This is a genomic window from Methanosarcina mazei S-6 (genome assembly GCF_000970205.1).
Taxonomy (GTDB): Archaea; Halobacteriota; Methanosarcinia; order Methanosarcinales; family Methanosarcinaceae; genus Methanosarcina; species Methanosarcina mazei.
Window position 1 is genome coordinate 1848358 of the sequence record NZ_CP009512.1, and the last position, 26816, is coordinate 1875173.

At 38.8% G+C, this 26816-nt stretch carries 21 protein-coding genes and 2 pseudogenes; 12 read left to right on the forward strand and 11 right to left on the reverse strand.

The genetic code is table 11. The features are described from left to right. The first annotated feature begins 657 nt into the window (after window positions 1-657). Window positions 658-1830, forward strand: a complete 1173-nt coding sequence (locus MSMAS_RS07985; protein WP_011035080.1) for a type III PLP-dependent enzyme — start codon at window positions 658-660, stop codon at window positions 1828-1830. Between the two features lie 1835 nt (window positions 1831-3665). Here the strand turns inward: MSMAS_RS07985 and MSMAS_RS07995 are convergent. The 5 genes from MSMAS_RS07995 to MSMAS_RS08015 all read right to left on the reverse strand — a co-directional run bounded on the left by MSMAS_RS07995 (window position 3666) and on the right by MSMAS_RS08015 (window position 9108). Beyond that, window positions 3666-5111 carry a 2-oxoacid:acceptor oxidoreductase family protein gene (locus MSMAS_RS07995; protein ID WP_015413116.1) on the reverse strand — a complete coding sequence of 482 codons (1446 nt, stop codon included), beginning with the start codon at window positions 5109-5111 and terminating at the stop codon, window positions 3666-3668. A 2-nt stretch (window positions 5112-5113) separates the two neighbouring features. Beyond that, window positions 5114-6169 (reverse strand): 3-methyl-2-oxobutanoate dehydrogenase subunit VorB, encoded by a 1056-nt coding sequence (locus MSMAS_RS08000; protein WP_048044385.1) that lies wholly within the window; start codon window positions 6167-6169, stop codon window positions 5114-5116. A gap of 19 nt (window positions 6170-6188) precedes the next feature. Next, the gene (locus tag MSMAS_RS08005) at window positions 6189-6437 is read right to left on the reverse strand and encodes a 4Fe-4S dicluster domain-containing protein (protein ID WP_011035076.1); all 249 of its coding nucleotides are present in this window, start codon (window positions 6435-6437) and stop codon (window positions 6189-6191) included. Window positions 6438-6718: 281 nt separating this feature from the next. Next, on the reverse strand, window positions 6719-8392 hold the full coding sequence (locus MSMAS_RS08010) for an AMP-binding protein (protein ID WP_048038839.1): 1674 nt from the start codon (window positions 8390-8392) through the stop codon (window positions 6719-6721). Window positions 8393-8553: 161 nt separating this feature from the next. Continuing rightward, window positions 8554-9108, reverse strand: a complete 555-nt coding sequence (locus tag MSMAS_RS08015) for a helix-turn-helix domain-containing protein (RefSeq protein ID WP_048038840.1) — start codon at window positions 9106-9108, stop codon at window positions 8554-8556. A gap of 283 nt (window positions 9109-9391) precedes the next feature. Between MSMAS_RS08015 and MSMAS_RS19920 the strand changes: the two genes are divergently transcribed. After that, on the forward strand, window positions 9392-9517 hold the full coding sequence (locus MSMAS_RS19920; protein WP_394296982.1) for a pentapeptide repeat-containing protein: 126 nt from the start codon (window positions 9392-9394) through the stop codon (window positions 9515-9517). 202 nt (window positions 9518-9719) lie between these two features. Then, complete coding sequence (locus MSMAS_RS08020) at window positions 9720-11438, forward strand: PKD domain-containing protein (RefSeq protein ID WP_011035073.1); 1719 nt, start codon at window positions 9720-9722, stop codon at window positions 11436-11438. A 76-nt stretch (window positions 11439-11514) separates the two neighbouring features. On the opposite strand, the gene MSMAS_RS08025 is transcribed toward MSMAS_RS08020, so the two are convergent. Beyond that, on the reverse strand, window positions 11515-12333 hold the full coding sequence (locus MSMAS_RS08025) for an alkaline phosphatase family protein (protein ID WP_011035072.1): 819 nt from the start codon (window positions 12331-12333) through the stop codon (window positions 11515-11517). Window positions 12334-12523: 190 nt separating this feature from the next. Here MSMAS_RS08025 and MSMAS_RS08030 point away from each other — a divergent pair, with 190 nt between their 5' ends. The 5 genes from MSMAS_RS08030 to MSMAS_RS08050 all read left to right on the forward strand — a co-directional run bounded on the left by MSMAS_RS08030 (window position 12524) and on the right by MSMAS_RS08050 (window position 15766). Continuing rightward, a complete protein-coding gene (locus MSMAS_RS08030; protein ID WP_011035071.1) occupies window positions 12524-13198 on the forward strand; it encodes a hypothetical protein in 675 nt (224 codons plus the stop codon). 144 nt (window positions 13199-13342) lie between these two features. Beyond that, window positions 13343-13825, forward strand: coding sequence for a PepSY domain-containing protein (locus tag MSMAS_RS08035; RefSeq protein WP_048040596.1), 483 nt, complete (start codon window positions 13343-13345; stop codon window positions 13823-13825). A gap of 232 nt (window positions 13826-14057) precedes the next feature. Further along, a complete protein-coding gene (locus MSMAS_RS08040; protein ID WP_011035069.1) occupies window positions 14058-14273 on the forward strand; it encodes a hypothetical protein in 216 nt (71 codons plus the stop codon). Window positions 14274-14363: 90 nt separating this feature from the next. Next, complete coding sequence (locus MSMAS_RS08045; RefSeq protein WP_011035068.1) at window positions 14364-14666, forward strand: ArsR/SmtB family transcription factor; 303 nt, start codon at window positions 14364-14366, stop codon at window positions 14664-14666. 242 nt (window positions 14667-14908) lie between these two features. Continuing rightward, window positions 14909-15766 (forward strand): nicotianamine synthase family protein, encoded by an 858-nt coding sequence (locus MSMAS_RS08050; protein ID WP_011035067.1) that lies wholly within the window; start codon window positions 14909-14911, stop codon window positions 15764-15766. 207 nt (window positions 15767-15973) lie between these two features. On the opposite strand, the gene MSMAS_RS08055 is transcribed toward MSMAS_RS08050, so the two are convergent. Both MSMAS_RS08055 and MSMAS_RS08060 read right to left on the reverse strand, forming a co-directional pair. Then, window positions 15974-17698: a PKD domain-containing protein gene (locus MSMAS_RS08055; RefSeq protein WP_226987642.1), complete on the reverse strand. Its 1725-nt coding sequence runs from the start codon at window positions 17696-17698 to the stop codon at window positions 15974-15976. Window positions 17699-18453: 755 nt separating this feature from the next. Continuing rightward, on the reverse strand, window positions 18454-19308 hold the full coding sequence (locus MSMAS_RS08060; RefSeq protein WP_011035065.1) for a MerR family transcriptional regulator: 855 nt from the start codon (window positions 19306-19308) through the stop codon (window positions 18454-18456). Between the two features lie 358 nt (window positions 19309-19666). On the opposite strand from MSMAS_RS08060, the gene MSMAS_RS19485 reads away from it, so the two are divergent. The 3 genes and pseudogenes from MSMAS_RS19485 to MSMAS_RS19930 all read left to right on the forward strand — a co-directional run bounded on the left by MSMAS_RS19485 (window position 19667) and on the right by MSMAS_RS19930 (window position 21613). Continuing rightward, window positions 19667-20242, forward strand: coding sequence for a PKD domain-containing protein (locus MSMAS_RS19485; protein ID WP_052273715.1), 576 nt, complete (start codon window positions 19667-19669; stop codon window positions 20240-20242). Window positions 20243-20254: 12 nt separating this feature from the next. Continuing rightward, window positions 20255-20392, forward strand: a pseudogene (locus tag MSMAS_RS19925) (PKD domain-containing protein); the annotation flags it as partial. 3 nt (window positions 20393-20395) lie between these two features. After that, window positions 20396-21613, forward strand: coding sequence for a PKD domain-containing protein (locus tag MSMAS_RS19930; protein ID WP_394295865.1), 1218 nt, complete (start codon window positions 20396-20398; stop codon window positions 21611-21613). A gap of 649 nt (window positions 21614-22262) precedes the next feature. On the opposite strand, the pseudogene MSMAS_RS08070 reads toward MSMAS_RS19930, so the two are convergent. Beyond that, window positions 22263-23694: pseudogene (locus tag MSMAS_RS08070) on the reverse strand (IS1634-like element ISMma20 family transposase). A 611-nt stretch (window positions 23695-24305) separates the two neighbouring features. On the opposite strand from MSMAS_RS08070, the gene MSMAS_RS08075 reads away from it, so the two are divergent. Continuing rightward, window positions 24306-24689, forward strand: a complete 384-nt coding sequence (locus MSMAS_RS08075) for a hypothetical protein (RefSeq protein ID WP_011035062.1) — start codon at window positions 24306-24308, stop codon at window positions 24687-24689. 30 nt (window positions 24690-24719) lie between these two features. Here MSMAS_RS08075 and MSMAS_RS08080 read toward each other — a convergent pair whose 3' ends face one another. Together MSMAS_RS08080 and MSMAS_RS18780 are read right to left on the reverse strand one after the other, a co-directional pair. Then, on the reverse strand, window positions 24720-24980 hold the full coding sequence (locus MSMAS_RS08080; RefSeq protein WP_048040595.1) for a hypothetical protein: 261 nt from the start codon (window positions 24978-24980) through the stop codon (window positions 24720-24722). Between the two features lie 136 nt (window positions 24981-25116). Further along, the gene (locus tag MSMAS_RS18780; RefSeq protein WP_137726720.1) at window positions 25117-25275 is read right to left on the reverse strand and encodes a TFIIB-type zinc ribbon-containing protein; all 159 of its coding nucleotides are present in this window, start codon (window positions 25273-25275) and stop codon (window positions 25117-25119) included. Window positions 25276-26816: the final 1541 nt, after the last annotated feature.

Below are 26816 nucleotides of genomic sequence, written 5' to 3' on the forward strand. Positions count from 1 at the left end.
TAGTTTTTCTATTATTATCGTAATTTTAGTTTTCCCATTATTATCGTAATTTTAATTCTCTTATTCTTAATTCTGCATATTGATTCAAAATAATTCAAAAGTTTGCATGAACATCTATAAATAAAATAAATAGTAAACAGCGTTTTTTCTGGTTTTTTATTGTTTTTATGGCTTAATATTGCTCAAATATGGATTTATTCCTTTAAGCAGGCTTTATTTGCTCATTACTCTGTTAAAACCCTTTTTTACATGTTTAAACTGCAGGTCTATTTTCTCAGAAAAGATCAGCGTTTCTGAGAGGTTTTATGCCAATATATTTGCTTTAAATGCTTTTAATAGGATAATAAAGCTTATTTGTAGCTTTAATTAATTAATAAAACTTAATTACACTTTTCTACAAAATCTGACGATTTATATTGAATATTTTTAGATTTTAGATGTTTTTGAGTCTGTATATTCAACAAGAATTAGTTTTATATACCTAAAACCCTATTTGATTCGTTTTATTTCAGGGATTATCTATATTATTTATTATAAATCCCGTAACCAGAATGAATCCGTAATATACTAAAAATTTATAAACAGAACTGCCTAAATATAAATCATAATTATTGTCAGTTTTGCTTACAAGTTAATCAGGTTAAAAAGGGAGTAGATATGAGAAAAGAGCCTTATGATTTCCCGCTGGATGATTACATCTCAAGAGAGGAATTTAATAAAATCAAAAAATTCTCGCGGGATAAAGAAACACCGTTTTTGATCGTCGACCTTCAAAAGATCGAACGAAGCTACGACGAACTTGTAGAGCATATGCCTTTTGCAAAAATACATTATGCTGTTAAGGCGAATCCTTTAGATAAGGTAGTGCTTGCCCTGAAGAGAAAAGGTTCCAATTTTGATGTGGCGACCATTTACGAGCTTGACCAGTTGATAAGGCTCGGGGTGGAACCTGAGAGGATAAGTTACGGGAATACAATAAAAAAAGAAAAAGACATAGCTTATGCCTATGATAATGGAGTAAGGCTCTTTGTTACGGATTCCGAAAGTGATTTGAAAAAATTAGCCAGAAGAGCTCCAGGTTCCAGAGTCTTTTTCAGGATTCTTACGGAAAGTGATGGTGCTGACTGGCCCCTTTCCAGAAAATTCGGCTCCCATCCTGACCTGATATATAAATTGATTTTAAAAGCTGAAAAGCTCGGGCTTGAACCTTACGGTCTTTCCTTCCATGTAGGCTCCCAGCAGAGGGATATAGGACAGTGGGACAATGCAATTGCCAAGTGTAAATATCTCTTTGAGGCAGTAGCTGAAAAAGGAATCCATCTGAAAATGATCAACCTCGGTGGAGGCTTTCCTGCAAAATACCAGTCTCAGGCGCATGACCTTGAAACATATGCACATGAAATCCGCCGCTTTTTGCATGAAGACTTCGGGGAAGAGCTTCCTGAAATTCTTATCGAACCGGGCAGGTCTCTGGTTGCCGATGCGGGCATAATCGTAAGTGAAGTCATTATGATCGCAAAGAAGGCAAGGTTTAACCAGTACAAATGGGTTTACCTTGACATAGGAAAGTTTGGCGGCCTCATCGAAACCCTTGACGAATGCATCAAATATCCAATTTTCTGTGATAAAAAAGGATGTGCAGAAGAGGTTATACTTGCAGGCCCGACATGCGACAGCATGGATATTCTTTACGAGCACCATAAGTATTCTTTTCCCCACACCATGAGAGACGGCAACAGGGTGTATATTTTCACTACCGGAGCCTATACCCAGAGTTATAGCTCCATCTGTTTTAATGGCTTCCCGCCCCTGAAAGCCTATGTTATCTAAAGGGCATCTGCCCTTTTATTTCTATTTTGAAATAGCTATTCCTGTCTGAAATTTTTCCTTATTTTTACTACTATACTTCTTTTGAAGTATATTTATGTCCTGTTAAATGTTTTAAACCGAGCAAAATATATGTTGAGATAAAATCTTTAGATGGCAAATTATTTTTTGAATCGGTTATGATATATATTTTTATGCTGTTATAGAGTACGCACAGGTTGGGAGCAAACGCATTTTCTCTCAATCTTGCGGGGTTGGATCATCTTAGGGGTCTGGCTAAAAAGATCCCTATTCACTATGAATGGCATTTATCCTCAAATAAAGAAACAAAAAACAGACATGAAATTCTTCGACAACAGGCGCAAAAAATGAAAGTCAGAAGTACTTTCATGCCAGGAAAACCAGAAAACAAAAATCCGTATATTTTTTTCATTTTCACTTATATATCGGGCTTTTTACATTTTCGTTCTTAACTTTTTTCCTTCAACTTTTTTTAATAAAATAATAGAATATCCATTTCATTTATTCATTTTATTTTTTTGCTATTAAATATTTTTACCGGAAATAAATTTTTGATGGGATTAAAAAAATCTATCATCATGGATATTTTTAATCGGTGATGATATATATGTCTACATGATTATAAAACGGATGTAGATTGAGAGTAATAGGGTTTCCTCTCAATTTCGGGTTGGATCGCGGGTAGGGACCTCGAGAATAGGGACTCGACCCCTGCCCATCTGCTTCTAAATCAGTTATTTTCAAACTAATATTAAGCTTGATTATTACTTTTTTTATACTGTTCTGTTTTTGATAAGCTTTATGACAGCACATCATTTTAAAAATCTGTACTATTCTTTCAATTTTATATTTTATTAAGAAAAATATTTTAATATCATTGAAACTTTCAATTCTGGAAAAATCATTAAATTCAGATGAATTTTATGTTACTAACACTTTTTTGAATCGATTATGATATATATCTCGATAGCATTATGAAAAGTGCGTAGATTGAGAGTATAGGGTTTCCTCTCAATCTCGGGTTGGATCGCAGGTAGGGACCTCGAGAATAGGGACTCGACCCCTACCATCTACTTCTAAACTGAATAAAAATTAAACCTGATCTTAATTAATCTTCAATAAATCCCTGTATATAACTGCTAATTCTCGCTCTGATATAACTACTTCTAAATTAATTTTGAGGGAAACTTTCTGTTTTTTATAATGTCTTTATTTTAAATAAACCTTATGAGCGTTCCTAAATCTCTTACTTTATTCAATCAGTCTTCCCGCCAGTTATAATTTCCTTTTCAGCTGCTTCTTTGAAATCCTGCTATGTAAAATATGAAGCCAAAAACTATCAGGGAAGTCCTGAAAAGCGTATCACGGAAAATAATCAAAAAAGGATCATAGAAGATAATTCAAAATCAGATTATAATTCAAAACAGATAATAAAAGAAAAGTCAAAAAACGTATCATAAAAAAGTCAAAAACAGATCACAGAAGATGATTCAATAAGCATATTACAGAATATGGTTGGAGAACGGCAAAATCTAGCTGGAGAGGTAATGACTGTTTTGCCGTTCTATCCAGATACGACTTTTCACAACTATTTTAATGTTTCTTCAGTTTATTGCCTGAATAAAGGCTTTCAACAGGCAGATACAACTAAAGTATCTATAAGTCATGGGCGCATGGGATGGGAAGAAATGTGAAAAAAAGATTACAGGCGAGCCAGAAGTTTTCCCGCCTGTTCTGAGTTATTTATTGCTTTCTCTGTAGTTATTTATTGCCTTTCTGTAATTATTGATTATTTCTGCTTGCTGTCTTCCGACAGATTATACTTTTACGTTCTCTCTTGCCCATTCTGCACCGGCTTCGAGCATCTGCTGGTTAAAAGCGATAACTCTGGGTTTGCCTGCAAAGTTTTCGGCAAGAGCTCCTTTAAAGGCTTCTTCTTCAAGCCCTGTTGCGTTAAGGCCAAGCAATACGCCGAGCATGAACGAATTTGCAGCCCTTTCATCGCCCGCTTCTTTGGCTTTTTCGGTTGCAGGGACTGAAACAGCTTTTACACCTTCAGGGGTCTCGGCTTCCCCGATGGTTGAGTCATAAAGGATAAAGCCTCCTTTTCTTACAGCTCCTTCGAACCTTTCCAGAGAGGGGCGGTTCATGGCTATAAGGATGTCAGGTGTGTAAACCGTAGGAGAGCCTATGGGCTGTCCTGAAATCATCACCGAGCAATTTGAAGTCCCTCCGCGCTGTTCCGGTCCGTAGGACGGGAACCAGGAAGCGTTGAGGTTTGCTTTAACCCCTGCCTGCGCAAGGACAATGCCCATACTCAGGACCCCCTGCCCTCCGAAACCTGCAATCTTGGTCTGGATAGGGGCAAAGTCAGCTCTGACAGGTTTTTCTCCGGCATCCGCTTCAATTCCGTAAAGCTTCTCAAGGGATTCGGTTGTGAAATCGCTGACCCCGCGGTAAAGAGGTTCGGTTGATTCGAAATCGTCCCTGAAATTCCTGAGAGGGAATTCCTTTTCCATCTCTTCGTTTATGAAACTGACAGCCTGCTCTGCGTCCATCCTGAGGTTGGTAGGGCAGGCTGCAAGGACTTCTACAAAAGCATAGCCTTTGCCATCGCGCTGGACTTCAAGCGCTTTTCTAATGGCTTTTCTTGCTTTTCTAATGTGGGAGATATCCGAGACCGAAACTCTTTCAATAAAAACCGGAGCCTTCAGGTTGTCCAGAAGCTCGCACATATGAAGGGGATAACCTGCAAATCTGGGATCGCGGCCTTCAGGGGTTGTTGTTGTCTTTTCCCCTATCAGGGTCGTGGGAGCCATCTGTCCGCCCGTCATGCCGTAAACGGTATTGTTTACGAAAAAGACTGCAATCTTTTCTCCCCTGTTTGCTGCCTGCAAGGTCTCGTTAAGTCCGATTGAAGCAAGGTCCCCGTCACCCTGGTAGGATATAACCACAGCATTCTCTTCAGCCCTTGAGACGCCTGTACCAACTGCAGGGGCACGCCCGTGGGCTACCTGGATGTTGCCGGTATCAAAGTAATAATAAGCAAAGACCGCACAGCCCACAGGGCTTATCATAACTGTCCTGTCCTGTATCCCGAGGTCGTCAATTGCCTCGGCAATGAGCTTATGCAAAACCCCGTGACCGCAGCCAGGGCAATAGTGGGTGGCTGTTGAGGCTGCCCCTCCTTTGCGGGGATAGTCCGAATACAGCGCATTTGGCTTCCTTATAACCTTTTCTCCGTTGATGATTTCTGCTGCCATTTTCATGCCTCCCCTGAAATCTTTCTTATCCTGTCCATGATCTGGTCGAGAGTGATAAGATTTCCTCCCATACGGTTTACCAGTTCAACAGGCCTTGAACAGCCGATAGCAAGCCTGATGTCGTCTATCATCTGCCCGTTGCTCATCTCCACTGAGATAAAAGAGCACCCTTTATCCGCGAGGGCTTTCAACTGCGCCTCCGGGAAGGGGAAAAGTGTCTTTGGCCTGAAAAGTCCGACTCTGATTCCTTCCTGCCTTGCAAGGTCAACCGCCGACCTGCAGATCCTGCTGCTTATCCCGTAAGAAACAAGCACTATTGAGGCATCTCCGGTCATGTATTCTTCGTAATCTACCTCATTCTGTTTTATCAGCTCGTACTTTGCCTGAAGCCTCTCATTGAAGGCTCCGAGTTCATTAAAGTCCAGGAAGATTGAGGTTATCAGGTTAGGTCTTGTTTCGGCTGTGCCGTTAACTGCCCAGCTTGTGTCGATTTCCGGGTTGAGTGCTTTCTTCGGGAACTCAAGAGACTCGATCATCTGCCCGAGAACTCCGTCAGCGAGTACAACTGCAGGGTTCCTGTATTTGAAAGCAAGTTCGAAGGCTTTCATGGTAAAGTCGCACATCTCCTGCACGGAATTGGGGGCAAGTACGATGTTTTTGTAGTTCCCGTGCCCCCCGCCTTTCACGACCTGGTTGTAATCTGCCTGTTCAGGTCCTATGTTTCCAAGCCCGGGACCTGCTCTCATAACATCTATAACCACGCAGGGAAGTTCTGCACCTGCCAGGTAAGAGATACCTTCCTGCATCAGGCTAATTCCCGGACCTGAAGAAGATGTCATTACCCTGTGGCCTGCTGAGGCTCCCCCGTAGACCATATTGATTGCAGCCTCCTCAGACTCTGCCTGCACGAATTTTCTTCCTATCATGGGGAAATATTTGGAAGCATCGTGCAGAATCTCACTTGCCGGAGTGATGGGGTATCCGAAGAAACAGTCGCATCCGGCATAAAGTGCACCAACAACTATTGCGGAGTTGCCTTTTATGAGTTGTGTTGCCATCTTTTTTCCTCCTTCTGCCTTATTCGGCTTCCTCCTTTTTCAGGGGAATATGGATTTCCAGTGCCAGGGGCTCGGGGCAGGTATAATAGCAGCTCGCACAGCCTGAGCAGCCTTCCCCTTTATACTCTATGTAATGGTAACCCCGCGCATTCAGGTTCTCACTCATGAAAAGTACGTCCTTGGGGCAGGCAAGAAGACAGCGCCCACATGCCTTGCACTCCAGAATATTGATAACAGGGTACGGTTCTTTCCGATCATTTTTTGCCATATAGAATCCTCACGCTATTCTTCCAGTCCCTGTTTTTCTCCGGCCGGTTTATATGGCAGACAGGAGAGCCTATCATTTTTAAGGGGCTTTCTGAATTCTTATATGCTCTTTAATTTTTCTTGAATTTTACTTATTAATAACAGCGATTTTGATTACAGTAAATTGAGAGTAAATCCGAATCCTTCTTTAAGCGAATTTTGAGAAAAAGTTTAAGGTACTTATCTCTTTCCTTTCTTTTTCCTTTTGCTAATTCAATCGGATTCACTGCTCAGAAAAATCTCTTACTGAGTCTGGTCTTTGTCCCTGATTTCAACCCTGCGGATTTTTCCGCTGATGGTCTTCGGAAGCTCTGGAACAAATTCCACTATCCTGGGATACTTATACGGAGCTGTAACGTTTTTGACATGGTTCTGCAGCTCTTTTTTAAGGGCATCACCTGGAGTATAATCTCTGGTGAGCACTATTGTCGCCTTAATGACCTGCCCTCTTACAGGGTCCGGGACTCCCGTGATTGCACATTCGAGAACAGCAGGGTGCTGGATAAGGGCACTTTCCACTTCAAAGGGCCCAACTTTATATCCTGAGGTCTTGATTATATCATCAGCCCTTCCCACAAACCAGAAATACCCGTCCTCATCCATCCAGGCCATATCTCCTGTATGGTAATATCCATCATGCCAGGTTTCCTCTGTCTTTTTAGGGTCTTTTCCGTAGTGAGCAAAAAGCCCCACAGGCTTTCCTGCCATTGTATTGATTACGATTTCCCCTTCCTCTCCAACTTCACAGAGCCTTCCGTCCCTGTCCATAAGTTCGATCTTGTATCCGGGAACCGGCTTTCCGATAGATCCCGGTTTTGGCTCCATCCACGGGAAGGTAGCAATCGTAACAACTGTTTCGGTCTGCCCGAACCCTTCCATAAGCTTTATTCCTGTAAACTCAAGGAAACGGTTGAAGACCTCGGGGTTAAGGGGTTCGCCTGCAACTACCGCATATTTCAGGGTACTGAAATTATAGTGGGAAAGGTCTTCTTTTATCAGGAAACGATAAATTGTCGGAGGGGCGCAGAAGGTCGTAACCCCATACTTTGAGGCTTTTTCAAGCATGTGTTTTGCTTCAAACCTGTCATAATCATAGACAAAAACCCCACATCCGGCTATCCACTGCCCGTACAGTTTGCCCCACACACATTTTCCCCAGCCGCTGTCAGCAACAGTATAGTGCAGGCCGTTATCCTCAACTTTTTGCCAGTATTTTGCGGTCAGGATGTGCCCTAGAGGGTAGGTATTGTCGTGTTCTACCATTTTAGGGAAACCTGCTGTCCCTGAGGAGAAATAAACAAGGCAGATATCTTCATTCTTTGTTGCAGCCTCACCAGTAGGGCGTTCAAATTCCGGGGAAGCTTCCTCCAGCTCCTTTCTGAAATCAATCCAGCCTTCCCGGGCTTTACCTCCCACCATGGCTTTTTTGAGCGGGACGTCCCCGCATTCCATATGGGCTTCGTCGACCTGCTCAGGGACATCGTCCTCCGATATGCAGACAATCATCTTGAGCCCGGCTTTTTCTATTCTGTATACTATGTCCCGGGTTTTCAGCATATGAGTTGCAGGAACGGCAATAGCCCCTAGCTTGTGGAGACCCAGGATGCAGAACCAGAACTCGTAACGGCTCTTCAAGGTCAGCATTACATAGTCGCCTTTTCCGATGCCGTGTTTTACAAAGAAGTTTGCAGCCCTGTCACTGTAATATTTCATGTCTTTGAAAGTAAAGACCCTCTCCTCTCCATAGTCATCACACCATACCATGGCAATTTTCTCAGGAGAGTCTCTTGCGTAGGCATCAACAACGTCATAGGCGAAATTGAAATTTTCAGGGACCAGGATTTTGAAGTTTTCCTGGAAATCCTCATAGGATTCGAAATCGGTTCTGGAAACAAATTGGCTTAGCAAGGAAGTCATTCTGGACACCCGTTTTATTCTAATTTTTGAATGTTTTATATCTTTTAAAACTTCAGGAAGCTTTATTATTTGAAAAAGCTTTCAGAGCTTTTTCTGATTCCGAGTTTTATGCGCATTTTTCAGTTATTCCGGCTGGGTTAATCTGTCACATTCAATCCGGGTTACATAATTACTGCCAGGAACTTGGCGGTTTTTCCGTTCATGGCTTCCATGGCATGCTGATAGTTGGAATCGAAATAAATGGAATCTCCCTCATTGAGGATAATTTCGTTGTGATGGATGTAAACCTTCAGGCTTCCCTCGAGCACGTAGTTGAATTCCTGCCCTGGATGGGAATTGGTATCGGGTTTTGTTCCCTGAGGCTTGGGGTCGACTGTAACAATGAAAAACTCAGCTTTTTTATGAATGAATTTTTCAGCAAGGTTCTGGTACTTATACTGCTCTCTTCTTTCAACACTTACTCCTTTCCCACTCCTTGTAAGTGTGAAAACGTTCATGCGGGGCTCTTCCCCTGTCAGGAGAGTAGCCATGTCCACCTGCAACCTGTGTGCAATTTCAAAAAGAATGCTTGCCGGAATATCCTCTGTCCCGTTTTCATATTTCTCATAAATTTCCTTTGAAACCTGGAGGTATTCTGCCATTTTTTCAACAGAAATCTCTGACAGTTCCCGCAGTTCGCGGACGCGAGATGCTATTTCCTTTATTTTTTCCTGCATAATCAAACCTTCTCCAGAGGTATTTTTTTAAGAAACCTAACTCGAATATTTACTTAAAAACCTTTGTACTCAACCCGGGACTGCCTGAACCTGTTAGATAACAAAGTTTTTTCCAGAACCAATGCAAATTATCATAAATATACATTACCATTCAGGTGCCTTAACAAAATTTTCAATCCGGGAATATAATTTTAGTATGTAATACGATTTTAATACCTGCTACAAACTTAATATTACTGCAAACTTAATATTACTGCAAAATTAACATTGCTACAAAATCAACATTGCTTCAAACTTACATTATGCAAACTTACATTATGCAAACTTACATTATGCAAACTTACATTATGCAAACTTACATTATGCAAACTTAACATCTGCTGCAAATTTAACATTGATGCAAATCTAACTTGATAAGTGTAAATAACAGGTTTTATTTTACCTGTTATTTATCTTTATTTTTATCTGGTTTTATTTTTTATTCACTCTTATTTTTTATTGATTTTAATTTTAATTTCTTTTTTCTAATATTTCTTTAAACCAACAATTTTATATGCTTTACTTATAAAAACTTGTAAGTAAAATTCTGGACCTTTCCCGGGGCTGAAACAATGAACGCAAAAACTATAGAACGAACCTGTTTTTTACTGGCGATTTTAATTCTCATTTTAGTCCCGGATGTCGGAATGGCGTCAGAATTGCATGTTAAGGCAGGAGAATCCATCCAGGGGGTGGTAGATAAAGCACTTCCCGGGGATACTATTTTCATAGAACCTGGAGAATTTAATGAAAGTATCCTAATTAACAAGGAAAATTTAACAATAAAGTCGTCTTCAGGAAATCCTGATAATACAATTATCAAGGGAATAAATGCAGAAAGTTACGTTTTTGAGATAACTGCCATTGGCGTAAATATTAGCGGTTTTTCTATCACTGAAGGGAGATGTGGAGTCTTCCTAAACAGGGTTGACAACTGTACAGTAAATGATAACAAAATCTCAAACCTGGAAGCAGGAATATATCTTTTTGAATCCAGCAATAATCTGTTGAGCAATAATATGGTATATTCGAACCTGGACTGCGGCATCAAACTCTTAAGTTCTCCTGATAACGTAATATACAGAAATTATTTCAATAATACAAATAATGCCAGGGATAATAAGTTTAACACCTGGAACGACAGCAGAGGTAACTACTGGAGTGATTATGAAGGGTCGGACGAAAACGGAGACGGTATTGGGGATTCCGCATATGCTGTCAACCCTGAAGCCGGCAGCATGGATTACATGCCTTTAATGGAATATCTGCATTCTTCTCCGGTGCTGCCGACAGCACGTTTTACCTCAGATATAACAGAAGGATTTGCTCCCCTATCTGTCAGGTTTAAAGATTTCTCCGAAAATGCAACTTCCAGGCTGTGGATGTTTGGAGACGGGAATACTTCAGATAGTCCCAGTCCTTTGCACACTTTTTTTAATGAAGGAGAATATATTGTTTCTCTTATCGTAAGCAACGAAAATGACAGCGATTCAGCATCTGTAACTATAAGAGCCCTGAATGCTTCCAGACAATCCGACCCCGTACTTCCAGAAGCCAAACTTATTTCAAATGCAACAGGAGGTCGTGTCCCTCTTGTTATAAAATTTGTAGACCTTTCCAGAAATGCAGATTGCATTACATGGTCTTTTGGGGACGGAAAAAAATCCTGTTGCCCTGAACCCGAACACACCTTCTGCTGCCCAGGGAATTATACAGTTTCTCTTGTCGCTGGAAATGAAAACGGGACTTCCACCACATGTATAGCCATATCCGTCCTGAAAAATGAAACCGATATGAACACAAAAGAAAATCTCGAGGGTGAGGAAGCTTCCGGCACAGAAAACAAGGGTCTGATAGGCTGTATTACAAGATACATCGGCGGCACTTCTGATGAAGTCCAGGATGATAATGAAGTCCAGGATGAGAGTATTGATGCTGAAGCAACCGGAAACTCAGAACCTGAGAATGAAAGTAAGAGAATAATTCAAGGAATAATTCACAAAGGAGAACTTGAATCTATAAAAAGCTCAGTTGTCTCCACCAAAGATTCAGTTGTCTCTGCTGTCAGCTCAAAGGTTCATACGGAAACCGGGATTTCTCTGGAAAACGGAACCTTAAGGGTTCAAAAGAGCATTGAAGGCTTCATTGATAATCACGCACCAGAATCTTCAAAGAACTCCCTGCCTGAAATGAAGAAAAGAATCGCACCCTGGGTCCCTTCATTTCTGGGGCTTGCCGGGGTAGCTTTCATGGTTTCCATGCTGAAAAGAGGCAGAAGGTCACGAAAGTAACAAAAAAGTAAACCTGCCCGCATCAGAAAAGGAATAATATTGTCGAGAGCTGCTCACAATAAGGGCTACATAAATATTATCGAGAGCAGCTCACAATAAGGGCTACATAATTCTTCTCATGGTTCATGATTTCTTCCTGTGTAGCGTTTTCCAACCATTTTTTCCCACCATGGACCGCATGGTCTCCGCATATAAAGAACATAGTGCCTTTTTCTGCACTCTGGAAAATCATTTCTAAATTTTTGTCAATAGCTTTTGCAGCTTTTTTCATTTCTTTCCAGGTCTCTGCCCTGTGGGAATAGCGGTCAAGGGCTCTCAGGTGCACAGACAGGACATCGGGCTTTTCTTTCATAGCCTGAAGGGCGTATTCTGTTATCCTGCAGTCATAATCCAGTATGTCTTCGGAATTCGGGACCCCGTAAAAGTCTTTTATCCTTCCTCTGAAACTCTCCGCTCCTTCCGTTTCTATTACAGCGGCGGATTTCATGCCTGCCCTGCAAGCCCATTCCATAATACTTCTTAGCCTTGGATTTTCAGAGTTTTTTGCTCTTTCACTATAAATGTCAGCAGTCGAGTAAATATTATGTTCTTCCGGAAGATAGCCAGTAAAGATTGAAGCAATTGCAGGAGATGTAATAGTTGCCGGAGACCTGCATTTGAAAAGCAGTCCACTTTCCGTAATTTCATGCAGGTTTTTCATCACCGGTGAGAGGTGCCGGTAAATGGAATATCCAAGGCTGTCAACCACTATAATTACTGCCCTTTTACAGCCTCTTTCTTTTGCATAGTTTTCTACCTCAGGAATAGGACTCCCCGAAGGAGGAACCATGGGTATTTTTAACAATCTGGAAATCGTGGGCGCAATGTCAATGGTACTGCATTCTAAAGCTTTCATGGGTCTCCCTTATACTTATATTATCTGGCACAACTGTTTATATGTGTTTCCAGAGCTGCTCTGGTTTTATCTGTTCCGGATTAATGAAAAGTTATTAGCATTATTTTTGGATACCCGGAATAAATATACTCATTAATAAAGCAGTCCAGAAACATTCTGAACTGGAGAAAATGAGTTTGAGGGTCGAGAAATGAGTATAAAATATGAGGAACTTTCTGAAGAATTCCCTGAGGAAGGATTTTCTGAAAATGAATTCCTTGAAGAAGGTGAAGAGTTCTCAGAACTTATAAAATATACGATCCCCGGGTACATTTTAGGGCTTCTTGCAGGGGTTTTTCTGGATTTCCAGGGATATCAGCGGAGCCCTGTGGGGCAGTGGCTTGTCAGGACTCTAGCCGGAGAAGGGGAGAGCATTTTTGAGGGAATTTTTTCCATCCGCCAGCGCATCCGGCAGGCTGAAGGAAGTATGGCAGAAGCTTATGGCTGGGGAAAATTTTTTGGGATTGCTTTTCCCTGGATAATTGACCTTGGGAGCCGGCTAGCTGGGGTAGATGTTTACGGGGTTGAAGGTTTTTATATCCCGTATTTTTATGCACTCAGTGACCAGATCGGAGCCAATATTTCAGGTATGCTCTTCCTCAAACGTACTGAAGGATCATGGAAAGCCGGCTTTTCCAGGTATGTCCGTCATCCGGTAATGCTTGCTAGTCTTTTTATAATCATACTTGTCCCTCTCGGACTGCTTGGTGCAAGAATTCTGGGTTTCAGCCCTACAACTCAGACATTTACAGCCCTCGAGACCATTGCAGCAAACCTCTGCTGGGTCCCGCCGCTTGCTGGATGGCTAAATGAAAAGTACCGCTGAATTTAAAGAAAAAAAAGCAGTAGCGATCAAAAGTTATATATCTCTCGAATGACTACATATGTAGTATAAACACTGCATATAGCAAAAGTAGTGTCCAGCAAGGTATATCGAAAAAAACAAAATAACTTGATGAGGGTGTAAAAAATGAGGAAAACAATAACAGCAATTCTTATGGGCATACTGCTGATAGGCACTTTCGGAGCGTTTGCTGTCAGTGCAGTTGCTTCGGAAGATGCCGGAAAAGGATACGTTTCTGGACCCATGAACAGGTGGGCTGCCAGATATGCGGATTCAGGAGATGGTGCAGGGGACCACCCTTACTGTCCTTATTACGGGACAGGTGAAACCGCAGAACTTGAGGTCAAAACTGCAGACGAGGCTTATGAAATAGCAAAATCGGAAATCGATGACAGCATTTCCAGAGATGATATATATCAGAAGGGCCGCTGGTGGATTGTCTATTATGAAGATGAGGATGGAATCCGCACTCAGGCAAGGATCGATGCAGTAACAGGTGAAGTATTTACCGGATACAGCACCCCTTCAGGGGCTCAAATGGGCGGCAGGCACGGACGCGGTTCCGGGCATGGCAGAGGTCCGGGAAATTGTATGGGATATGGAAATTAAAATTGGTTTTAAACCGTATATAATTCCCCCTCTTTTTACTTGCTTCAATCAGCTAATTTTTCAGATTTAGTTTTTATATCAGGCTTTTTTTACCGGGTATTTTTTATATTTAAGGTTGGAATGAGTATTTAAAGGAAAAATAAATTCAATAATAAGCAGTGAATAAGAAAAAATAAAAAATTAAGTGAAAACAAATAAAATAAAAAAATCCAGTTTTTTCGAGGTGAAATGTTTGAACGGTATGGGGTACGGAATGTATGGCTCTTTCTGGGGTTTCTTCCTGAATCTTCTCATTATCCTGCTCATTGCAGGCGTAGCTGTGTTAATGCTTAATAGGTCCGGTTATATGGCTTCCAGGGATAATGAAAGGCTTGTTAAGATCGAAAAAGATATTGAAGATATTAAAAAAACAGTTGAGGATATAAAATCCAAACTGGAAGAAATCTAAAGTTAATATGCTCAAATTTGTCACACTTAAAATAACTTCCAGGAATACTTTAAGATCAGAAAACTATATTGATTTATGAGGGTGCACCAGGTGGAAAAATCACTTCAGCAAATAGTTGAAATTGGCGAAGCCCTCTCTCATCCTGTAAGGTTAAAACTTCTTTATCTTCTGGCTGAAAGAGAGCGGTATGTGTATGAACTCGCCAAAGATCTGGACCTCTCAAGACAGGTTGTAAACCTGCATTTGAAACGCCTGGAAAAAGCTGGATTTGTCGAGAGTGATCTAAGGCTTGAAGATGATGATATGAGGGCAAAGAAATTTTATCGGCTAAAAGAGTTTGAGGTTTCTCTGAGTATGGAAGATCTCGAAAAGATTTTTGAAAAGCATTCCTGAAAAATAGCCCATAACTTCAATCTTATTTTTGAGCCATTTAGATACCCGTAAAAGTATATTTCCAGATTTCTCATTCACCATTTATGCTCGGATACAGCAGGAAAAACTGTCTATAAAGTGTCTTTCTTCGTCCCAAATCTTTTGTATCCAGAATCAGAACTCCGGATAAACTGATATCTCCATATTTAATAATGTTTAAACAGGCATATATCACAGGATAACCAATCATTATTGGGGTTATCATGGCTACTGGAGTTATTAGGGGCGCGGAGCTTTCGCCATCGTATATTATTGAAGAGATTCTCGGTTTATATCAAAACATAGTGGTTCTGTCCAATGAAGAAATCGTTTATGGTTTATCGGACCGGAACAGGGAGCTTTTTCAGGAGCTTGAGTACCTGGTTAGCCTGGAAGTTGAAGATAGTGTGGTGCAGGATATACTACAAAAAAAAGAGCTGGAGCCAGCATTTACTGAAATTAAAAGATTCAGGAACCTTTATACCGTAAGACTTGAAACCGAGCATGCAAAAGAAATCCTGTCCAGCGATTCTCCCTGGGCTTCCCTTGAAATGTTCTCTTTTTACGGAAATTATCTCAAGCTTGTACGCACGGAGTATGAAGGTCTGAGGCTTTCTTCCGGAGATACTGTTTTTTTTCTTGGAAGCGGCCCGCTTCCTTTAACTCTGATTGTTTTTTTCAGGCTGTACGGAGTGAAAAGCACTGGAATCGAAAAAGACTCCTTCCGGGCAAATCTCTCAAAAAAAGTACTTGAAAAACTTGGGCTTTCCAGTGTAATCAAAATAGTAAACGGAAACCACTTTTCTCTAAGCAGGAAGGACTTAAGCTTAAGTCCGGATACAGGGGTAAAAGCCCTGATGATAGCTGCCCAGGCTGAACCGAAGAAAGAGATCTTCGAGCACCTTCTGGAAGTCATGCCGATAGGAGGTAGAATTTCGTGCAGGATTTATGAAAAAGGGCTCCGTAAATTATTGAGTGGAAACTGCCTGTTTGACCTGCCTGAAGGTTTCGTGGAGCAGGAAAGAGTACAACCCCAGCCCCCGGTCTATAACACAGTCATATTCTTTGAGAAAAAGAGGTAGGACTTAGCATCCATTTTTTTGCTGCCAAATTGTGTTTCTTGCAGCGATAGTAAATAATGCCGGATAGGAAGTTCCCCCATCCAGCTTTCTGAGCTTTACTCTTTTTTACCGGATCTGGATTCCGATTTCGAATCCTTCTTACGGAACCGGTGATTGATGCTGTCCGTTTGTAATGTTTGGTGCTTTTACATTAATCTGGTATTTTTCTTATCTTATGCTGCTGGTGTTGTTACACACGTTGACTACATTACTTTTCGTAATTGTACAGTTGCTGTTGCTTACTGTCAGGTTGACCCTGTAACTGCCCGGTTTACTATATACATGTATAGGGTTCTGTTCAGTTGAATTTGTCCCGTCTCCAAAGGTCCAGTACCATCTGGTTGCATCTTTTGACAGGTCCGTAAACTTCACTACAAGAATGAGATTGCTGGTGAAGTTTGCAGCAGGGCATTTTGGTACTGTAGGACATGTAGGACATGGGCATGTGGGACATGGCGGTTTTGGTACCGGGACAACACATACACAATGTCCAGTGGTAGAAACCGGAATATTGCGTGCAGGCGCCGTTGATATAACATTGTTATTTATCGTATTAATTATAGTGACCGTGTTACTGTTAAAGTTAGTCACGTGTGCCTCATTGCCTATTATTGAAATTGCAGCAGGATATTCTCCAACATTAATTGTGCCTATAATGTTGTTGTTTATCGTGTTAATCACAGTAACAGTATTGCTGTTAGCGTTACAAACAAATGCCTTATCTCCCGTGACTGCAATTCCGGTAGGATAGCTTCCAACGTTAATTGTGCCTATAATGTTGTTATTTATCGTGTTAATCACGGTAACAGTATTGCTGTTAGCATTAGTTACAAATGCTTTATCTCCTGCGACTGCAATTCCAGCAGGACGCTCGCCAACATTAATTGTAGCTGTTACGTTGTTATTTATTGTGTTAATTACAGTAACAGTATTGTTGTTAATATTGGTCACAAGCGCCTTTTCTCCTGCAACTGCAATAGCACCAGGTTTTTCTCCAACGTTAATTGTACCTATAACATTGTTGTTTATTGTGTTAATTACAGTGACCGTATTACTATTTACATTGGTCACATATGCATTTTCTCCTGCAAATGCAATTCCAGAAGGATAATTTCCAACATTGATTGTTGCTTCAACACTGTTGTTTATTGTATTGATTACTGAGACCGTATTGTTGTTAATGTTAGTTACATATGCACGTGTCCCATCTGGACCGACCGCAATTCCTCCGGTATCAGGGCCTACATCCAGTGTAGATGTAGTATTTGTTTCTTCGTCAATTATAGCGACAGTACCGTTAGTTTCGATTAATGGTGATACGATTTCCGGTGCTGTAAAATCCTCCTCAGGTACTGTTATAGCCTCCTCCGGTACTGTTACACTATCTTCTGATACTACTACATCCTCCTGTGGTATTGTTTCAACAGGTACTATTATTTCTCCAGTGGGCGTCACTTCTTCTGTTGGTGTCACTTCTTCTGTTGGTGTTACTTCTTCTGTTGGTGTTACTTCTTCTGTTGGTGTTACTTCTTCTGTTGGTGTCACTTCTTCTGTTGGTGTCACTTCTTCAGGAGGTGTCGCTTCTTCAGGAGGTGTTACTTCTTCAGGAGGTGTTACTTCTTCTGTTGGTGTTACTTCTTCTGTTGGTGTCACTTCTTCGGGAGGTGTCACTTCTTCAGGAGGTGTCGCTTCTTCTGTTGGTGTTACTTCTTCAGGAGGCGTCACTTCTTCGGGAGGTGTCACTTCTTCTGTAACGTTAGCGTCTGGTTCTGTCGGTAATAACGTTTCCCCGTTCTGTGCGCTAACTGATGCAACAGTTATTGATATTAAAAAGATAGACATCATGAAAATGCTTAATATCTTGTGCATACTGTCAGACTTTTGTTTCCCCATTAGTTATACACTCCAGATTTTGCTAAATTTGATACAATTTGACCTGGTTCTTTGATTCACTTTTAGCATATATGCTGATTGAGTTATATTACCAGTTTAATTCTCGCCATTATTCTCAGGGGAGAATATTTAGGTAAAACCTATTTTTGCTTGGAGCGAAAACGGCTCAAATTGCATCTACAAAGTATTAATTTTCGGAGAATATAATAATGAAAGAACTATAATTCAGAAGTCAATATAAATAAAAACCGGAAATTCTTTAGTCGTATGCTGTGAATATCTTTCAAGCAGTAGCATTCTTGATTGATTCTACTTGTATATTTATGAACTAATAAAAATACTAACCTCCTTTTCTATCAACGATAAATTAGAGATTTATACAGCATGGAATTACAGATAGTAGAAAAACTGACAAAAACATCTTATAGCTCTATGTTTGTTATAAAAATTGGTTTTATTAAAGTATGACCTAAAATATGACTTGAAAACTCAGTAAATTTTTTATACACGTCATCTCATGTATTAGTATGAAATATATACACGGTTTTTATTGGGTTATGCCTATAGTTTTCTTTCTTACAATATTCTGGATCTTCAAGAAGATTCTAAGTTCTATTAAGTTTCGAAAATCTAATGTCAAATTGCGCACAGCCGCCCTACCCTGAAGATTCCAAAAAAGAAACTGCTCCAGAAATTTGGAGCGCTGTTCCAGATAAGTAACCTGAGACAATAAATGAATTGAAACAATAAACGAATTATCTCTCTCTGATCCGGACTTGGACCTCAGTCATCAGTTCTTCTTCCGGGACTTCAGCAGGGTCATTGAAATAAAGTTCCCTGCTCGGCATCATTGTCTCCAGATTGTTTTCTTCTGCATAGGAAAAAATCTTTTTATAAGCTGCTTCAACCCCGGGGTATGGGCCCCTGTAAATAACGGAAACTGCTCTTACAGCAGGCAGTGTCTTTATTTCCATTATGGGATCTTCCACTGAGAGCCTTCCTGAAACCGGAAGTGCAATCTCTATATCCGCACCTGTTTCTTTGTATTCCTCGTCGTGGCAAAGGAACATAATAGGACCTGTAGTTTTTACACGGTTACGCTGGTTTTCAGGGCTGCTAACACATACACAGATTTCGCCAATTAGTTTTCCTATAGTTTCTACAAAGTTCCCTTTTTCACGTTTGCTCAATACTCGCAGCTCAGGAATCTCTTTAATAACGGGTTCTGTAATTGACATTTTGAATATCTCCTTAACTTTTCCATTCTGTCTGCAGGCGCCCTGCAAAATGCCCTCGATCCTCTGCAGCTTTCCTGCCTCCAGCCGGACTTCCTCAAGCCTCTTCCTGAAACAGGTCTCAATAAATTCATTATTTCCTTTGCTTTCTGCGTCCAGAAGCATGGAAATTTCCTCAAGGGAAAATCCCAGGAAAGTAAAGGTCTTGATTTTCATTCCCAGCTCGATCTGGGGAACCGTATAGTAACGGTAGCCTGTAAAAGAGTCTTTTACTTCCGGAACAAGCAGCTCTTTACTATCATAGAGCCTGAGAGCTTTCTGGGAGAGACGGGTCATAAGGGAAAATTTTCCGATTGGGATCTGATCGACTGGCATCTTGCTCAACCCGTTAATTGTCCTGAAATTAGATAAACTGCCTTACTTTTCCCCGGGGAAAGGTTTGAGTTTAAGAATAAATGTGTATTTAACATCCTCGTTTTTGAGAATTTTGATTTGATTAAAAAATAATAATTCTACAGTGTTAGATTCAAGGACGTGATCATATTGTAATTACAATTCTATATTTATCCTTCATATTTAATTAGTTATAAATGTAAAAAGCAGTTAGTATTTTTTAATAGGACGAAACCGCAAACAAAAAGGAGTATCTCAAACTGGACAAATAATATGATCTATTTTTTTTGTAAGATTTAACCAATAGCTCACGGACACGGCAAACTTATGGAGTAACTAAATGTCAAAAATAATACCGAAGAAGGTAAATAAAAGGGATAGATTAGATCTAATCATTTCAACTTTAACAGCCCCTCTTTTATTTATAATTATATTTTCCTCTATTGTTTTGATAGCTGTTGCACAAATTGATGGCGTAGAAGAGTATACAACCGACACAGAATACGCTCCAGATGCTGAGTTTTCTGCAGATGTAATCTGGGGATATGCACCTTTGACTGTAAAGTTTACTGACGAAAGTACAGGAAATCCTACTGAATGGAAATGGAACTTTGGCGATGGATCTCCGATAATAGATGGTACTACTTCTGATTATCAGAATCCGACTCATACCTATGAAAAAGCTGGAGTATATGAGGTAAAAGAGACAGCCATCAACTCGGCAGGTAGAAACACAGAGATAAAACCACATTATATCACTGTAAAGTCTCCTGAGGAGATCGACGATTCTGATTATTCTGGATTCCAAACCTCAGAAGAAGAACCTGATGCTGAATTCTCTGCAGATATAACCTCGGGATATGCACCTTTGACTGTAAAGTTTACTGATGAAAGTACAGGGCACCCCACTGAGTAGAAATGGAACTTTGGCGATGGATCTCCGATAATAGATGGTACTACTTCTGATTATCAGAACCCGACATATACCTATGAAAAAGCTGGAGTATATGAGGTAAAAGAGACAGCCATCAACTTGGCAGGTAGAAACACAGAGACAAAATCACATTATATCACTGTTGTATCTCCTTATGATCCAGATCCCCAATCTCCAGAATATGCTCCAGATGCTGAGTTTTCTGCAGATGTAACCTCTGGATATGTACCTTTGACTGTAAAGTTTACCGACGAAAGTACAGGGAATCCCACCGAATGGAAATGGAATTTTGGAGACGGCTCTGATATAATAGATGGAACTACTTCAGATTATCAAAATCCGACTCACACATATAAAAAAGCTGGAATTTATGAAGTAAAAGAAACAGCAATTAATTCTGCAGGTAGAAACACAGAGATAAAAACAGGGTATATCACTGTAAAATCTCTTGAGCAAATCTCCGAGAAAGAACCTGACGCTGAATTTTCTGTAGATGTAACCTCTGGATATGCTCCTTTAACTGTAAAGTTTACCGACAAAAGTTCAGGGAATCCCACTGAATGGAAATGGAACTTTGGCGATGGATCTCCGATAATCGATGGATTTACCTTAACTTATCAGAATCCGACCCATACCTATGAAAAAGCTGGAGTGTATGAGGTTAAAGAGACAGCAATTAATTCAGCAGGTAGAAATACAGAGATAAAAGCAGGATATATTACTGTAAAACCTTCTGATGATTCTGACCTCCAACCTTCAAAACATACCCCAAATGCTGAGTTTTTTGCAGATATAACCTCTGGATATGCTCCTTTGGCTGTAAAGTTTACCGACAAAAGTTCAGGGAATCCCACTGAATGGAAATGGAACTTTGGCGATGGATCTCCGATAATAGATGGTACTACTTCTGATTATCAGAATCCGACTCATACCTATGAAAAAGCTGGAGTATATGAGGTAAAAGAGACAGCAATTAATTCAGTAGGTAGAAACACAGAGATAAAAACAGAGTATATTACTGTAAAATCTTCTAAAGATATTGAGAATACCGATTATTCTGGATCCCAAATATCAGACGAAAAATATTTTACAAGAGATTCTCAGGACGAATCTGATACGGAGACAGATGTGCCCCCACAAACTCAAATAATCGAGACTATAACACAGTTTTATACAACTCATGTTGAAGATATTAGTACTACTTTTATTGATGATAAGGATACAAATACTATTTATAATAACCCAAGTTCTGATCCTAGCAATGGAGATTCCATTGTTAATAATATTATTACTGTTATTGGTTCTATTATTAGTGCAGTTATTGTTGCCTATATCCAAACTAAAAGAAAATGAAAAACCACTTCAAAAAAATATACTTGATTGAAAATTTTCAATCAAGTATATTCTTGGAGATTTCTCTACTTTGACTTTATGTTCCTACATTCGGCAACAAGCACATTCTAACATATAAATATCCCTAATTGTTATTTTTTGTAGGTTCGCTTCAAAACCAATATCATACGGACTATATATTCAACCTGATTTGACATTCATTTCATTTATTGTAAATATATATTAATTATTTTATGGTTGTCCTTTAGTAATTTTTTATTTAAATTTAATTTCAAAAGTTCTGAAAAAAAACGATATCAACAGAAAAATTGAATGGATTTTTATGTCGACCTGCCGAAAGCAGGATGTTGGTTACATTTTCCACTAAATAATCTTAACAAACTATAACTCAGTGGAAGAAATAATAGTGAAGTTTTAAAATAAACTTTAAAATTCATTTAGTCTTAGAAGAGTCTTTAATTTTAGATACCAATTTTTAAAGTTTCTAGATGATGAGAAATCTTGGGGGTTTATTTTTTAGTACTGAAAAATCAATTTTAAATAACCTAAGTTTGACAGCATCCACTAATTGATACTTTATTTTTCCCTTCTTTTTTGTCCCAATTTGACTTGACAATTCGTTCAATTTTATAAAAATTTCTTACATATTCTATGTAATTCCATTCCATTTTGCTACTATCAAGCTATTGATCCTGTCAAAATTCGCAAAAATATAGTTTTTGACGCCATTTATCCTGAACTTGATTGTAAGTGTCAAATTCTTCAAGCTTTTTTTAATGAATTTTGTAGAGGTGTGTTTTAGCTCTTCAAATTCATATCGCATCAGCGATATGAATAATTGAGCGATAAATCCAAGGATAATAGCTCCATAAATGCTATCCTCCGACCACACTCTTAACGGCTTAATCTGAATTTCGTTTTTCAATGAATGGAATATTTTCTCAATAGAATCCTTTTTTCTGTATGTTACTAACGCATCTTGAAGTGTCAAATTCCTGTTTGATTTCAGACAAAAAAATCCTTCTCTTCCGTTAATCAGTGAAGCTTTAAGGAGTTCAATAGCTTCGTCGTCACTAAGCTCTTCGAGCTTAGTTTTAAAAGAGTAATCAATCTCAATCAATTCATTATTTATTCTGAATTTCTTAGGAAGCTTTTTCTTGTTTACTACAGCTTTCTGAATCTCTTTTGCTTCCTTTAACTTCCTCATAACAGCTCTTGCTTTTGCCTCTAACTGTCTTTTCTGTAAAGATTCAGAGAAATATAAGTATTTGATGCTGCTAGGCTTGACGATTTTTATCCCATATATACCTTTTTTCGGAATCTATTAGTTCTGCTTTTTCCAGATAAAAGTTCTCTATTATTTTATCGTCACTTGTATTCAGTTTCATGGCAGTGAGATATTCCATCTCAGCATCCTGTATACTCTTGAGATTATCAGTGGTATTAGCTCCTTTATCAAAAATAATAAGAGAACCTTTTTTAAGTTTACTTTTTACCTGGTTATATGTGTCAGAGAAATGCTCCAGATCAAGAACGTTTCCTCTATTCACTGTAACTCCAATAGGAATGTTAATGGGATTAGCTAATTCACTAATTCCAACGGTTATCTGTAGCTTATCAGGTCTGTAATCTCTGCTATACCCGTATTTACCAAGTTTGGATTTAGTTCCGAAAAGAACTATACTCGTCCAATCCAGGTTTATATCTGTCTCTTCAAAATCGTATACAGAAAACAGAGAATCCAGAATATCAGAGAGAATTTCCTCTCTGTTACGTCCTAAAAGTTCAAGAGTTCTGTAAAGAACTCTTTCATGAAACTGTTCAAGATTTAAGATATCGAGAATCTCTTTCTGATTTAACCATTTGCCAGCTTCTTTGATACTGAAATTCTCAGTTAATTTATAGCTTAACAAACCGATTATTAAACTATTGAGGTCAAGACCTTTGCTTTTATGCTTGCTAAAAATGTCACAGAAATTAAGCTTTTCATAAAAGAGTTGGACGGCAAGAATCGGTCCGATAGGAACACATATATTCTTGTTAGGAATTGTAGGGAAGGCTCTATGTTTTGTGATGTTCATTTTACCAAACAACACAAAACAAAGAGCACTTATTTTTATATTACTGTCAAAGTCAGGATAAAATACATTTTGTCCAAGAACTATAAATATATACTGGCATCTTGCTCATCTCTAAATTACCCTGTACTTAGATAAACTGCCTTACTTTTCCCCCGGGGAAGACCTCAGTAAATAACTACAATTGATATGTGTTTGTTCGAAAGTAAATTGCTGGTAATCTGTTTTATTTTACGAACTGATCCTAAAGCTCAAAAATCGCTTCGTTGAATCTCGATATTAGAATAATCAATCGTGCTGTTGATTACGAAAGTAGCTATTAAACTCTTATGCACGTGGAAATAATATCAGTTTTGGGATAGGCTTAATAAGTGAACCATTACGAAATTCAAGATCGATTCAAAAAATAAGAATGTCGGAATCATTAAAATAAAAATTGAATAGTCTGGACCCGGTTTATTATACGGATCCGTCAGCTTGGAACCACAAATGTCTATGGAATAGTAATTTCCACTCTATCTTCCTCAAGCCTGGGCTGGATAATTGGTCTCACCCCGCCCTTTAATCTCTTTCTTTTTTACAACTGCTTCATCTATTGAAATCCGAGAATTGTAATGTATCGAATTCTGAACAACTCTTTACTCCTGCCCGGAGCTCAAAAAGCTTTTAATATCGGTGAGAATATCGAGATGATAATGATAATGGAGAAAACAGCAAGAGAAATGTACGCGAAAAACCGCGAAAAAATCATGCAAAAAGCAAGGAGTTCCAATAGCGGGTTTTTTGGAGTGGGGTTCTATAATAACTTCAGCGTTTTACTTTCGGAAAAGAGTACAAGGCCTGGAATTCAATGGGATAATAATCCTGAGTTTCACTTTCAGGTGCCCTGTAAGAGGTTGCTGAATTATCGTTACCTTGATGAGCTATTTACCGAAGCACTGGATAATTATCTTCTTACCGGCAAAAAATTTTTCGTGAAAGATGAGAAAGATGAGTGACAGACTGGATTGTCATTTACCTCATTTAGATTACTTCAACCCTGGGGATTTTAAGGAAATTCGGAATTCCCAATTTAATTTATTTTTATTTACAGGTAAGAAATTACATCTGACCATCGCTTCTTTAAACTGCTTATTTGTGATAAAGAAACCACCTGGTGTTTGTTCAAACAAATTTTTAAGTGCATAACTGGTGTAATTTTTATTTGGCGTTTTTTGTGGGAGTATATTTAACATTATCCAATTATCCACGGCTTTTTTTTCAATATCGGTTAATTCGTATTCACTCATTTTTCTCACTCCTGTTTTTCATAATTTGCAAATAAAGTACCACTGAGCTATGCCTTGATTTCCTTTATTGGAGAACAAAATTGGTTTTGAGATGAACTCACAGTCTATACACAAATATTTAATGTCGTTGACAGAATTATGCTTTTCCTGCATTTCTCGCCTTCTTCATGGCTACCTGATTCGCAGGAAATGATCTCTGGCAGTTTTCGCATCGGTAGTTACGCTTTTTCGTGTTTTTAGTTATATCAGGTGAATTGCAAAACGGGCATACTTTTATTGTATTTGTGGTAGTCATTAAAAAAGCTCCAGAACAAACTTAAACACTCGTTTTTAATTATCTTCGTTTTTACTGCTCTCTTATACACTCTTATAGATAAACGTAAACACTCAAAAATTATACAAATAATTACGCTGCTAAAGTAATTTAGAGGCATAAAATCGAGTTATTCGAGTTAATAAACAGTCTGAAGAAACAAATTCAGATAAACCGTTCAGTCTTAACAGCCATGTTCTTGAAAGAGTAAATAAATGGGAAGCTCTGGTTTCAGGTCAAAAGTAAAAAATATGTATAGTTTTTACTGTAAAAGTCACATCCTCTTTTTGAACCTATTCTTCAAGAATTACAGAAGTTATATCTTACATCCTTTGCAAGCACAGCACGATTTTTTATATTTTCCGTAATTATAGAAATGTCCCTTGATTGGTCACATATTGAAAACTGAGATTTCCAGTATTTTCACGAGAATTCTCGTAATTATACGTGATATTTTATCATTTATGGTTCAACAAAAGAGAATACAAATGTGCCAAGACGATGAACAAATTCATTGTATATGTTAGAAAAATTTCAGGTTTTTTAACCTCAAGTTTAAAGCATAGGAGCCAAAAATATTCACCGCCAAGCCATCTTGTCAAGCATCCTGATTAAGTTATTTACCTCATCAAAGGATAAGTCGGTCCAGCTATTTTTGTAATATTCTTTGCAGTACTGATCAATTTTTTTGTGCCTCTCCATATAATTAAGAGACTTTATTAATAAATCTTTTTGCCTAGATGTTATCGAAGAATCCATAAACTTCATAAATACTCCTTATCCATTTATTAGTAGTTTAATCACTGAAAAGCAGAAAATATCAAAAGCCTATGCTTTTTATAATTATATATATGGAGTTCATGTTATATATATGCCTGTATTAAATGAAGGTATCAATATATAGCTATGACTCGTTCGTCTTGTAGAAGCCAACTCAGAGGTGCTAATTGCAGGAGTTAACCCTACAAGGGCTGACCTTACAGATGCCAATCTTATAGATGCTACCTTGCAAGAGTTGATCTTTAAAAAGCAACCTCATAGAGGCAAAACTTGAAGAGGCTAACCTTAAAGGAGCTCAAAATCTAATTGTTGACCAGCTTTCCAAAGCAAAAACACTTTACAATGCGGGATTGGATAAAGAGCTAGAGAAACCATTAAGAGAAGTATCCTGCCCTCTTTGATAAACTTAAAGTTGAGCCTTAAATTAATCCGTTCCTTAAAGACACACTAGAAGTAGAGAAAAAAGATTCTGAACATCTCTTACGTTGATTGGAAGAAGCTAGGGTTTTCTAAAGGTACTTTATATTATATGAAGCTATGAAGCAGGATACCAGGTCAGATAAACCCTTTACTCTTAATAGCCATTTTCTGGTAAAGGTAAATAAATGGGAATCATTGGTTTCAGGTCAATAGTAAAAATGTGTATATTTTTGCTGTAAAATAGTAAAATAATATTAGCATAATTGTAAAGAGTTTAAATTAACAATCTAAGCTTACTTATTTTTTTACCTTTATTTTTTCGG